11 protein-coding genes are annotated in these 11,469 nt (G+C 62.1%); 9 read left to right on the top strand and 2 right to left on the bottom strand.

Annotated features, from left to right (window positions below; translation table 11 throughout):
* Positions 1–128 precede the first annotated feature (128 nt).
* Both ABZE94_RS16085 and ABZE94_RS16090 read left to right on the top strand, forming a co-directional pair.
* A complete protein-coding gene (locus tag ABZE94_RS16085) occupies positions 129–731 on the top strand; it encodes a DUF4823 domain-containing protein (RefSeq protein WP_372876494.1) in 603 nt (200 codons plus the stop codon).
* Between the two features lie 10 nt (positions 732–741).
* The gene (locus ABZE94_RS16090) at positions 742–1,308 is read left to right on the top strand and encodes a DUF1285 domain-containing protein (RefSeq protein WP_372876495.1); all 567 of its coding nucleotides are present in this window, start codon (positions 742–744) and stop codon (positions 1,306–1,308) included.
* Between the two features lie 91 nt (positions 1,309–1,399).
* On the opposite strand, the gene ABZE94_RS16095 is transcribed toward ABZE94_RS16090, so the two are convergent.
* Positions 1,400–3,064: an electron transfer flavoprotein-ubiquinone oxidoreductase gene (locus ABZE94_RS16095; RefSeq protein ID WP_372876496.1), complete on the bottom strand. Its 1,665-nt coding sequence runs from the start codon at positions 3,062–3,064 to the stop codon at positions 1,400–1,402.
* A gap of 317 nt (positions 3,065–3,381) precedes the next feature.
* On the opposite strand from ABZE94_RS16095, the gene ABZE94_RS16100 reads away from it, so the two are divergent.
* Complete coding sequence (locus ABZE94_RS16100) at positions 3,382–4,131, top strand: electron transfer flavoprotein subunit beta/FixA family protein (protein WP_372876497.1); 750 nt, start codon at positions 3,382–3,384, stop codon at positions 4,129–4,131.
* The gene (locus ABZE94_RS16105; RefSeq protein WP_372876498.1) at positions 4,132–5,061 is read left to right on the top strand and encodes an electron transfer flavoprotein subunit alpha/FixB family protein; all 930 of its coding nucleotides are present in this window, start codon (positions 4,132–4,134) and stop codon (positions 5,059–5,061) included.
* Between the two features lie 66 nt (positions 5,062–5,127).
* On the opposite strand, the gene ABZE94_RS16110 is transcribed toward ABZE94_RS16105, so the two are convergent.
* A complete protein-coding gene (locus tag ABZE94_RS16110) occupies positions 5,128–6,066 on the bottom strand; it encodes an alpha/beta fold hydrolase (RefSeq protein WP_372876499.1) in 939 nt (312 codons plus the stop codon).
* Between the two features lie 114 nt (positions 6,067–6,180).
* On the opposite strand from ABZE94_RS16110, the gene ABZE94_RS16115 reads away from it, so the two are divergent.
* From ABZE94_RS16115 to ABZE94_RS16135, 5 genes are all read left to right on the top strand, one after another.
* Entirely contained in the window at positions 6,181–7,008 is an 828-nt protein-coding gene (locus tag ABZE94_RS16115; RefSeq protein ID WP_372876500.1) for a substrate-binding periplasmic protein, read from the top strand.
* Between the two features lie 10 nt (positions 7,009–7,018).
* Positions 7,019–7,369 carry a DUF4398 domain-containing protein gene (locus ABZE94_RS16120; protein ID WP_372876501.1) on the top strand — a complete coding sequence of 117 codons (351 nt, stop codon included), beginning with the start codon at positions 7,019–7,021 and terminating at the stop codon, positions 7,367–7,369.
* A complete protein-coding gene (locus ABZE94_RS16125) occupies positions 7,369–8,181 on the top strand; it encodes an OmpA family protein (RefSeq protein ID WP_372876502.1) in 813 nt (270 codons plus the stop codon). The genes ABZE94_RS16120 and ABZE94_RS16125 overlap by 1 nt, the downstream gene beginning before the upstream one ends.
* 400 nt (positions 8,182–8,581) lie before the next feature.
* Entirely contained in the window at positions 8,582–10,021 is a 1,440-nt protein-coding gene (locus ABZE94_RS16130) for a PLP-dependent aminotransferase family protein (protein ID WP_372876503.1), read from the top strand.
* Positions 10,022–10,101: 80 nt separating this feature from the next.
* On the top strand, positions 10,102–11,469 hold a 1,368-nt coding region (locus ABZE94_RS16135; RefSeq protein ID WP_372876504.1), incomplete at its 3' end, for a von Willebrand factor type A domain-containing protein.

The raw sequence follows: 11,469 nt of genomic DNA on the forward strand, positions 1-11,469 counted from the left end.
CGCGCCGCCATCGAACAGCCGCAGGGTGCCGGATTGCGTCAGGAGTGGCAGCGCGGCCTGTGATGGCGTGGAACCTGCATTGCTGCCCTGTCCGCCGGTATTCCGTCACCGGCAACGGGAGGAGAGTGATGCGCAGTCCGATGTTAATCCTGGCGCTGTTAGTCTTGGGTGGCTGCATGAAGGTCAGCGACCTGGCCGATGGCGCCACCTATCACTTGCGCGATGCCGGTTTTCTCGATCATGGGCGAGCCGAGCGCATGGCCTCGCGGCGCCTGCAGCAGGACTCCTTCATCTATATCGTCCAGGGGCACTTCGTGCCGCCCGGCGCCGCCTATCCGCGGCCGAATGTGGTCGCGGAAGAGGCGTTCAAGGGCTTCGTCGAGTATTTTCCGCTGGTCCGCCGGGCGCGCAGCCCGGCCGGGTTGGAGGAGGCCATGGGCCAGGCGCGTGCGGCGGGTGCGCATTATCTGCTCTACAGCCGCTTCGCCTATGCCGATGACCGTATCGGCACCGGGGAAGAGTGGGCGGACCAGCAGGTACTGGATCGGCTGGGCACCGACCGTAGCGTCATCCAGTTGATGCTGATCGAGACCAATACCCGTTATCTGGTCGATACCGCGCGGATTCGCAGCCGCGGCGGCTTCCTGACGTTCTATGATGCCAAACCAGAAGACTTGCTCGGCCCGCCGCTGCGCGATTATGCCCGCAGCCTGATTGGCCTGAGCCGCTAAGGACACTCGCATGACGAACCCAAGCAAAGCCGGCGACCTGCTGGCGCAGATCCCCAAGGGCGAGAACAAGGGCTTGCCGCCCGTACACCTGTGGAACCCCGATTTTTGCGGCGACATCGACATGCGCATCGCCCGCGACGGCAGCTGGTTCTATATGGGCACCCCGATCGGGCGCAAGCCCATGGTCAAGCTGTTCTCCACCATCATCCGCCGCGACGGCGACGACTACTTCCTGGTCACTCCGGTGGAGAAGGTCGGCATCAAGGTCGACGATGCACCCTTCGTGGCCGTCAGTTTGCAGGTGGAAGGCGAGGGCGAGGCGCAGGTGCTGCGCTTCACCACCAATGTCGAGGAGCAAGCCGTTGCCGGCGCCGAGCACCCGCTACGGGTCGAACTGGATGCGCAGACCCAGGAGCCGGCACCCTATGTGCACGTGCGCACGAACCTCGAGGCGCTGATCCACCGTAACGTGTTCTATCAGCTGGTCGAGCTGGCGGTGCCGCGCGAGATCGATGGCCAGATGTGGCTGGGGGTGTGGAGCAGCGGGCAGTTCTTCCCGATCGGGCCGCAGCCCTAGGGTTCGGCTATAAGGGCGAGATCGCAGGGTGCGCCGTGCGCACCATGCGGGCCAAAGAAAAAGGCTCCCGAAGGAGCCTTTGTTTTGCGTCTTACATATTGGGGTAGTTAGGCCCGCCGGCGCCTTCCGGGGCCACCCAGTTGATGTTCTGGGCCGGATCCTTGATGTCGCAGGTCTTGCAGTGCACGCAGTTCTGCGCGTTGATCTGGAACTTCTTCTCGCCGTCTTCCAGGGTGACGATTTCGTATACGCCGGCCGGGCAGTAGCGTTGCGCCGGTTCGTCGTACAGCGGCAGGTTCTTGGTCAGCGGAATGCTCGGGTCGGCGAGCTTCAGGTGGCAGGGCTGTTCCTCTTCATGGTTGGTGTTGGAGAGGAATACCGAGCTGAGCTTGTCGAAGCTGAGTTTGCCATCCGGTTTCGGGTAGCTGATCTTCTTCGCCTCGGCGGCCGGCTTCAGGCAGGCGTAATCCGGCTTGGTATCGTGCAGGGTGAAGGGAATCTTGCCGCCGAACAGGTTCTGGTCGAGGTAGTTGAAGGCGCCGCCGCCGAGTACGCCGAACTTGTGGATGGCCGGGCCGAAGTTGCGGCTGCGGAACAGCTCGTCGTACAGCCAGCTGGCCTTGAATGTCTCGACATAGGCGTTGAGTTGGTCGCCGCCTTCGCTTCCGGCGAACAGCGCGTCGGCCACGGCGTCGGCGGCGAGCATGCCGGACTTCATGGCGGTGTGGCTGCCCTTGATCTTGGCGAAGTTGAGGGTGCCGAGGTCGCAACCGATCAGCGCGCCACCGTTGAACACCATCTTCGGTAACGCATTCAGGCCGCCCTTGGTGATGGCGCGGGCGCCATAGGACACGCGCTTGCCACCTTCCAGGTACTGGGCGATCACCGGGTGGTGTTTATAGCGCTGGAACTCGTCGAACGGCGACAGGTGCGGGTTGCTGTAGGACAGGTCGACGATCAGGCCGACCACCACCTGGTTGTTCTCCAGGTGATAGAGGAAGGAACCCCCGGTGTTTTCGCTGTCAACCAGCGACAGTGGCCAGCCGGCGGTATGCACCACCAGGCCTTGCTCGTGCTTGGCCGGGTCAACGTCCCAGATTTCCTTGATGCCGATGCCGTAATGCTGGGCGTCTGCTTCGCTGTCGAGGTTGTACTTCTTGATCAACTGCTTGCCGATATGGCCACGGCAGCCTTCGGCGAACAGGGTGTACTTGGCGCGCAGCTCCATGCCGGGGGTGTAGTAACCCTCTTTCGGGTTGCCTTCGCGATCCACGCCCAGATCGCCGGTAAGGATGCCGTAGACCGAGCCCTGGTCGTTGATCAGTGCTTCCTGTGCGGCGAAGCCGGGGTAGATTTCCACGCCCAGGTTCTCGGCCTGCTGGGCCAGCCAGCGGCACAGATTACCCAGGGAGATGATGTAGTTGCCCTGGTTGTGCATGGTCTTGGGCACGAACAGGTCGGGGATTCGGCTGGCTTTTGTCGCGTTATTCAGCAAGTAGATGTCGTCGCGCTTGACCGGGGTGTTCAGCGGCGCGCCGAGTTCCTTCCAGTCGGGGAACAGTTCGTTCAGCGCACGCGGCTCGAACACCGCGCCGGAGAGAATGTGGGCGCCCACTTCGGAGCCTTTTTCGACCACGCAGACGCTGATTTCCTTGCCCGCTTCGGCGGCTTTCTGCTTCAGTCGGCAGGCGGCGGACAAGCCGGCTGGGCCGGCGCCGACGATGACGACGTCGAATTCCATAAACTCGCGTTCCACAGGCTATCTCCTACTCAGGCTCTCTAATTTTATTTGACGATCAGGCTCGTTCCCTGGGCGATGCCGGCGCATTATATCTGCACCCTCCCGGCGGGCCAATACAAACGTTTGTTTGAATATTCTGTAGTCCTGCTAGAATGCTACTACATCGCGGATGGCTGGCCGACTCATTGTATTGACCCGGTCAGGTCGTGCGGTCAAGATACGGGCGGTTTTGCGTTCGCCGTCTGGGCTGAAGGTCGGTTCCGGCCGATCTGCATCACCCGCCATGTTCGCTTCTGGCGACATCCTATTCACCGGAGAGTAACGAGGAATCCATGAAGGTTCTTGTAGCTGTCAAACGAGTGGTCGACTACAACGTCAAGGTTCGCGTCAAGGCGGACAACAGCGGCGTTGATCTTGCCAACGTCAAGATGTCGATGAATCCCTTCTGCGAAATCGCCGTGGAAGAAGCCGTACGCCTGAAAGAAAAAGGCGTAGCCAGCGAAATCGTCGTGGTGTCGATCGGTCCGACTGCTGCTCAAGAGCAGCTGCGTACCGCTTTGGCCCTGGGCGCCGATCGCGCCATTCTGGTCGAGTCGAATGACGAGCTGAATTCCCTGGCCGTAGCCAAGCTGCTCAAAGCGGTGGTCGACAAGGAGCAGCCGCAGCTGGTGATCCTCGGCAAACAGGCGATCGACAGCGACAACAACCAGACTGGCCAGATGCTCGCCGCCCTGAGCGGTTACGCCCAAGGCACCTTCGCCTCCAAGGTGGAAGTGGCTGGCGACAAGGTCAACGTGACTCGCGAAGTCGATGGCGGCCTGCAGACTGTGGCGTTGAACCTGCCGGCGATCGTGACCACCGACCTGCGCTTGAACGAGCCGCGCTACGCCTCCCTGCCGAACATCATGAAGGCCAAGAAGAAGCCGTTGGAAGTGCTCACCCCTGAAGCCCTGGGCGTTGCCACCACTTCCACCGTCAAGACCCTGAAAGTCGAAGCGCCTGCTACCCGCAGCGCCGGGATCAAGGTCAAGTCGGTCGCGGAACTGGTCGAGAAACTGAAGAACGAAGCGAAGGTAATCTAAATGGCTATCTTAGTTGTTGCAGAACACACCAACGCGGCCCTGGCGCCTGCCACCCTGAATACCATTGCCGCGGCCCAAGCCATCGGTGGTGATATCCATGTGCTGGTAGCCGGTAGCGGCTGTGGCGCAGTGGCTGACGCCGCTGCCAAAGTCGCCGGCGTGGCCAAGGTCCTGGTGGCCGACAACGCTGCATTCGCTTATCAGTTGCCGGAAAACGTTGCACCCTTGGTAACCGAACTGGGCAAGGGCTACAGCCACATCCTGGCCGCCGCCACCAGCAACGGCAAGAACATCCTGCCGCGGGTTGCCGCTGCGCTGGACGTCGATCAGATCTCCGAGATCATCGCCGTGGAAAGCGCCGACACCTTCAAGCGGCCGATCTATGCCGGTAACGCCATCGCCACCGTACAGTCTTCGGCGGCGGTGAAGGTGATCACCGTGCGCGCGACCGGTTTCGATCCGGTCGCTGCCGAGGGCGGCAGCGCTGCCGTTGAGGCTGTGGCTGTTGGCGCCGACGCCGGCATCTCGGCGTTCGTCGGCGAAGAACTGGCCAAGTCCGATCGTCCGGAACTGACCGCGGCCAAGATCGTCGTGTCCGGCGGCCGCGGCATGCAGAACGGCGACAACTTCAAGCATCTGTATGCCCTGGCCGACAAGCTCGGCGCCGCCGTCGGTGCCTCGCGCGCCGCGGTCGACGCCGGTTTCGTGCCGAACGACATGCAGGTCGGTCAGACCGGCAAGATAGTCGCGCCGCAGCTGTACATCGCCGTCGGTATCTCCGGCGCGATCCAGCACCTGGCCGGCATGAAGGACTCCAAGGTGATCGTCGCGATCAACAAGGACGAAGAGGCGCCGATCTTCCAGGTGGCCGACTACGGCCTGGTGGCGGATCTGTTCGACGCTATCCCGGAGTTCGAGAAACTGGTGTAAGCCGGCTTCCCTTGCTCCGTGAAAAAACCCGCCTCGTGCGGGTTTTTTCTTGTGTACGATTTGGCTCTATTCAGGATCCGCTGCGACCCTGTCCAGGAATGCCTGGTAATGCTCGGCGGTTTCCCGGGGGCGTTCGAGCATGGGCGCGTGCCCGCAGTTCTGCATGATCACCACGCTGGGCTGTTGTAGCAGCGGGCGCATGACCTCGACGCTGGAAACATGCAGAACCCTGTCCTGGGCGCCCCATAGCAGCAGCGTCGGCGCCTGGATCTTCGGCAGTACCGGTTCGAGCGGAATATAACGACTGACCAGTTGGTCGAAGACCCGCTCGTTATGTGTACTGTTGGCGATGCTTCTTTCCGCCAGCGCCTGCTTCAGGCGCTCGGGCATGCTTGGCACTTCGACGAAGATGAACTCCAGCAGCTGCTCGAACTGTTGCGCTGTTTTCACGATCAGCGGGTTGGCTTCGCCGCGTTCGAGACGCTCGATCAGCTCGCTTTTCTGTGGCGAGTCGATGCCGGCATTGGCGAGCAGCGCCACCGAGAGGATGTGCTCGGGATAGCGTGCGGCATACAGGGCGCTGATATGGCCACCCATCGAGCTGCCGATCAGGTGCAGTTTTTCGATCTGCAAGGCTTGAGTGAACGCGGCGAGGCGCTCGGCTTGGGTGCCGACGTCGTAACTGGCGTAGGGCTGGCTGCTGTCGCCAAAGCCAGGCAGGTCCAGGGCGATCACCCGGTAGTCGTCGGTGAAGTAGCGGGCAAAACGCAGCCAGTTGTCCTTGCTGGCACCGAAACCGTGGACCATCAGAATGGTTTCGCCGGCGCTCGGGCCGCCCTGGTAGTAATGAATGCTAAGATCGCCGACTGTCACCCGCTTGGTGCCGAGATCCGCCTGCTGCATTGCGACCAGTTGCGTCGTGGCCAGTAGCGCGGCGGGGCAGAGGTAGAGCGTCGCTGCGGAGCCGCCGAGCAACAGGATCAAGCCGAGAATCAGTTTTTTCATGGCGCGCCCTTATCGCGAATTATTATTGAGCCGGTTGTAAGCTAACATGCACCCGGCATTTACCCGTGTTCCCATGCCCTGAAAGTCCATCACAAGTTCAGCCGAGAAATCGCCATGCTCGAACGTGGTTTGTTGAAATCCGTATTGCTTTTACTTGGCATGGCGCTGTTGCCGGGGCTGAGCGCAGGCGCCGGCAAGTGCGAGCGCCTGGTCGCCACCGGCAACCCCGACTATCCGCCTTATTTGTGGCGTGATCCGCAGAATCCGCAGCAGTTGATCGGGGCCAATGCCGACTTGCTCAAGCATTTGGCCAAAGAGTTGGGTCTGGTCATCGATGTGATCTACACCGGGCCAAGGTCTCGCGCCCAGGACGAGGTGCGTGCGGGTCGGGTCGATTTGCTCGCCGGTGCTTTTCTGACCTTGCCGCGCCTGGAAAGCATGGATTATGTGCACCCGGCGTTTTTCTTCAGCCCCAGTGTGGTCTGGGTGCGTAAAGGCGCGGAGTTTCCCTACGCCAGTTGGGCCGACCTGCATGAGCGTACGGGTGGCACGTTGGAGAACAACAGCTTCGGTCAGCAGTTCGACGCCTATGCCAAGGCCAACCTGACCCTGGAGGCGGCGTCCAGCCTGGCTCAGGCCTTTCAGACGCTGTTGCAGGGCCGTAGCGATTACGTGCTCGCCGAGCGTTTTCCGGGGTTGGCACAGGCCGAAGCGCAGGGCATCGAGGAGGAATTGCTGGTATTGGATCCGCCTATTTCCAGCGATGGGTTGTACCTGACCCTGTCGCATAACTCGGCATGCAACGACCCCTGGCTACGCGGACAACTGGCGAAAAAGATGACAGAATCGGTCGCTGTCGGCCTGCCGGAAGCATTGCTGCAGCACAACCTGTTGCGCTGGAAAGAGCAGCAGGTGCAGCCCGCAAGCGTCCCGAATCCGTAGGAAGTTTTTTGTGATCAATCGATTTTCATGTGCCGCAACGGTGCTGCTGGGTTTGACCGGTTGCGCCAGCGATCCGGCGCCTACCGAGCAGTTGCGCCTCACCGAGCAAGCCTTGGCTCAGGCCAGGGCGGTGGGTGCCGATGAGCAAATAGCCGAGCTGGTGATGGCCGAGGCCAAGTTGCGGCAGGCTCAATCTGCCATGCAGCGTGACGCCTTCAAGGACGCGCGGGTACTTGCCGAGCAGGCCGAACTGGATGCCCGCCTGGCTGAAGCCCGGGTGTTGACCCAGAAGAGTCAGGATCAGCTGAACGAACTGAATAGCCGGATCAGTCGCCTGCGCCAGCAGTTGGGGGCGTTGTGATGACTGCTCGGATCCAGTTGGGCGGCGCTCTGCTGACATTGTTGTTGAGTGGTTGTGCTGGCTCGCAGCAGCAGAGCAGCAGCGAGGCACTCGAGACGGCCCGCAGCAGTTTTCAGGCGGTCAAGGAAAACTCCGATGTGCTGCGCAGTGCACCGAAAGATGTGATCCGTGCGGGCGAATCGTTGGCCCGTGCAGATCGCTTGTCGAGCTACTGGGGCAGTGCCGATGACGTTAGCCATTACGCTTACCTCAGTCAGCGTTACAGCGAAATTGCCGGACAAAACAGTGCCTTGAGCCTGAGTCAGGAGCGGACGACCAAGCTCGAGTTGGAGCGCCAGCGCCTGCAGCTGGACCTGCGTGAGGCCAAGTTGCTCAGCGTGCAGGAGCAGAGCAACTGGCTGGAAGAGCAGATGGTAAGCCTGGCAACCAGCGAAACCGAACGTGGTTTGGTGATGACCCTGGGCGATGTGCTGTTCGATGCAGGGCAGGCCAATCTGAACGCTTCGGCCAATCGTGCGGTGCTGAAGCTGGTGCAGTTCCTGCAACTGAACCCGCGCCGGGTGGTACGCATCGAGGGCTACAGCGACAGCCGTGGCGACAAGCTGGAAAACCTCGAGCTATCCCGCGCGCGGGCGCAAACCGTCGCCGATGTCTTGATCGATCTGGGCATCGATAGCACGCGTATCGAAGTACAGGGCCATGGCGAGAGCTTTCCGGTCGCGGAGAACGCTTCGGCCAGGGGCCGGGCGCAAAACCGCCGGGTCGAGGTCGTGTTCTCCGACGAGCAGGGGCGTCTGGGCTTGGCACGCTGAGCCGTGCCTCAGCCGCAAGCCCTGCCTGCCGTGCGCATGTCGCGCCTGTGCCATCGACGATCTTCCCGGATTGCATCCGGCTACGAAGTTGGTTATGTACCCGTTATGCGTTCATGGCACAACGTAGGGTGGGCTTCGGCCCACCACGGTCCCGGCTAGCGGCGCTGGGCTGAAGCGGAGCGCCGCCCGGCTCACCCTGCAACGGCGCTCGATTTTTTCACAACCTCAAACTCGCCCTGCAGGGTGCAAACAGCTGCAATAACAGTTGCCTCCTTGGTGAATTGATCCCATACAGTCGCTGGCGGATAGCCGCTGTATCGTCCACAATATGTGGAACTGTACCGGTGCACTTTCGGTGCGTTTGGTTATTGTAACGGTTCAATAAAGCGGGGAGGCGGCCATGACCAGTCTGTTGCTCTATCAGCGTATCGCCCAGCAATTGGCGGAAGACATCCGCCGCGGCGTCTATCAGCCGGGAGAGCGGGTGCCGTCGGTGCGCAAGATGAGCTCGCAGCTCAGTGTCAGTCATGCCACGGTGTTGCAGGCCTATGCCAACCTGGAGGATCAGGGCCTGATCCGCGCGCGTCCGCAATCCGGTTTCTACGTGCACCAAACCCCGGCCCTGACCGCGCCGACCCCGGATATCGCCCGGGTCGAGCGTCCCAGCCTGGTGACGCGCAGCAGCATCATCAATCAGATCCTCACCGAGTCGCGCCGTGAAGGGGTATTCCCTCTCGGCGCGGCGGTGCCGCATGTCGACTACCTGCCGGTGCGCGCCTTGCATCAGCAATTGGCCAAGGTCACCCGCTTTCAGAGTCCGCGCGCCTTCAGCTATATGTTCAGCCCCGGTTTCGAGCCGTTGCGTCGTCAGGTGGCGATCCGTATGCGCGATGCCGGTGTGGTGGTCGATCCCGCGGAGGTGGTGATCACCCACGGCTGTGTGGACGCCTTGCAGATGTCGCTGCGGGTGCTGACCAAACCGGGAGATTTGATCGCCACCGAGTCGCCGACCTATTACGGGCTGCTGCAGTTGGCCGACCTGCTCGGCTTGAAAGTCATCGAGATTCCCAGCGATCCAGCCACGGGAATCAGCCTGGAGGCGTTGCAACTGGCGGCCAGCCAGTGGCCGATCAAGGCGCTGGTGCTGACCGCACGCTTGAGCAATCCGCTTGGCGGTAGCATCCCCGAGCCGCGGCAGAAGCAGTTGCTGCGCCTGGCCGGAGATTTCGATATCCAGATCGTCGAGGACGACATCTACGGCGAACTGATGTTCGAGCAAGGGCCGATCAAGGCGCTCAAGTCGCATGATCGGGAAGGGCGGGTGCTGTATTGCTCGAGCTTCTCCAAGACCCTGTCACCGGGGGTGCGCATCGGCTGGATCATCGCCGGCAAATACCAGGAGGAAATCCAGCGGCTGCAGACCTTCAGCACCCACTCGGCCTGTAGCGTCACGCAGATGGCGGTGGCTGCCTATCTGGAGAACGGCGGCTACGACCGCCACCTGCGCTATATCCGCCAGGAGTACCGCAAGAACCTCAGCGCCTTCCAGCTTGCGATCCAGCAGTACTTCCCCGAAGGCACGCAGATGACCCGGCCCAACGGCGGCTTCATCCTCTGGATCAGCCTGCCGGTGCGGGTCAACACCAAGGACTTGCACGTGCGCGCCCTGCAGCAGGGCATCAGCATCGCGCCGGGGCTGATCTTCAGCAACACCGAGCAGTTCAACCACTGCGTGCGCCTCAATTGCGGCATCCCCTGGAACCGCGAGGCCGAGCGGGCCCTGATGACCCTGGGCATGCTGGCCAGCCAGTTGTGTCAGGAGGCGACGGCGAGTAGCTGAATGACCTCGCGATTAACCCGAATCGGTAAGGCGTTGCGTCTACCAGGGCGAAGAGCTTTTTCGCCCCAAGGAGATGTGTCATGTCGAGGATTCAGGCGTTACATCCACAACCCGTGCGGCAGGGGTTTGCCGCTAGCCTGCTGCTGACCCTGGTCGCCTGCAACGCCGCTCAGCCGGAGCCGCCGCAGAGCCATGTTGCCGATCAGCGAGAGCCCGTCGCGGTCCTTGAGCAGTCCCAGGCCTCAGCACGGGCGAAAAAAGCCGAGTTGCAGCGTCATGCCGCCACCGCTTCGCTGTCGGCGGCGAGCCAGCCTGGTGCGCCTATGGTCGATCATCTGCCGCCGGCGTACCGCGAGCAATACCGCGAGCAGTACCAGAAACTGGCCGACAACCCGATCCACGCCGTGGCCGAAGCGCCGGTGTCGACCTTCAGCATCGATGTCGACACCGGCAGCTACGCCAACGTGCGGCGCTTTCTCAACCAGGGCCAGTTGCCGCCGGCCGAGGCGGTGCGCCTGGAGGAGTTGGTCAATTACTTCCCCTATGCCTATCCGCTGCCGAGCGGCGATACGCCCTTTGGCGTCGGTACCGAGTTGGCGGTAACGCCGTGGAATCCGCAAAGCCGGCTGCTGCGCATCGCGATCAAGGCATCCGATATACGGGTTGCGCAGTTGCCGCCGGCCAATCTGGTGTTTCTGGTGGATGTTTCCGGCTCGATGGACAGGCGCGAAGGGTTGCCGCTGGTGCAGAGCACCCTGAAATTGCTGGTCGAGCAATTGCGCGCCGAGGACAAGGTGTCCCTGGTGGTCTATGCCGGTTCCTCCCACGTGGTGCTGGAGCCGACCGCGGGCAGCGACAAGGCGAGAATCCGCGCGGCTATCGATCGGCTCAGCGCTGGCGGTTCGACGGCTGGCGAGTCGGGCATTCAGCTGGCCTATCAGCAGGCGCAGCAGGGCTTTATCAAGGGCGGCATCAACCGCATCCTGCTGGCCACCGACGGCGACTTTAACGTCGGCATCAGCGACTTCGAGACGCTCAAACAACTGGCGGCCGACAAGCGCAAGAGCGGAGTTTCCCTGACCACCCTGGGCTTCGGCACCGGCAACTATAACGAGCGGTTGATGGAGCAACTGGCCGATGCCGGCGATGGCAATTACGCCTATATCGACAACCTGCGCGAGGCGCGCAAGGTGCTGGTCGATCAGCTCGGCTCGACCCTGGCGACGGTGGCCAAGGACGTGAAGATCCAGGTCGAGTTCAACCCGGCCCAGGTCAGCGAGTACCGCCTGCTCGGCTATGAAAACCGCGCGCTGAAGCGCGAAGACTTCAGTAACGACAAGGTCGATGCCGGCGAGATCGGCGCGGGCCATACGGTCACCGCGCTCTATGAAATAGTCCCGGTGGGCAACAAGGGCTGGCTGGAGCCGCTGCGCTACCAGCAGGCGGAA

Origin of the sequence: Pseudomonas sp., from assembly GCF_041601375.1 — a bacterium.
Taxonomy (GTDB): domain Bacteria; phylum Pseudomonadota; class Gammaproteobacteria; order Pseudomonadales; family Pseudomonadaceae; genus Aquipseudomonas.

Bases quoted from the DNA above. Each gene is read 5' to 3' on its own strand.
- ABZE94_RS16115 (WP_372876500.1), top strand. From the start codon at position 6,181: ATGCTCGAACGTGGTTTGTTGAAATCCGTATTGCTTTTACTTGGCATG.
- ABZE94_RS16100 (WP_372876497.1), top strand. From the start codon at position 3,382: ATGAAGGTTCTTGTAGCTGTCAAACGAGTGGTCGACTACAACGTCAAG.
- ABZE94_RS16130 (WP_372876503.1), top strand. From the start codon at position 8,582: ATGACCAGTCTGTTGCTCTATCAGCGTATCGCCCAGCAATTGGCGGAA.
- ABZE94_RS16105 (WP_372876498.1), top strand. From the start codon at position 4,132: ATGGCTATCTTAGTTGTTGCAGAACACACCAACGCGGCCCTGGCGCCT.
- ABZE94_RS16085 (WP_372876494.1), top strand. From the start codon at position 129: ATGCGCAGTCCGATGTTAATCCTGGCGCTGTTAGTCTTGGGTGGCTGC.
- ABZE94_RS16110 (WP_372876499.1), bottom strand. From the start codon at position 6,066: ATGAAAAAACTGATTCTCGGCTTGATCCTGTTGCTCGGCGGCTCCGCA.
- ABZE94_RS16125 (WP_372876502.1), top strand. From the start codon at position 7,369: ATGACTGCTCGGATCCAGTTGGGCGGCGCTCTGCTGACATTGTTGTTG.
- ABZE94_RS16090 (WP_372876495.1), top strand. From the start codon at position 742: ATGACGAACCCAAGCAAAGCCGGCGACCTGCTGGCGCAGATCCCCAAG.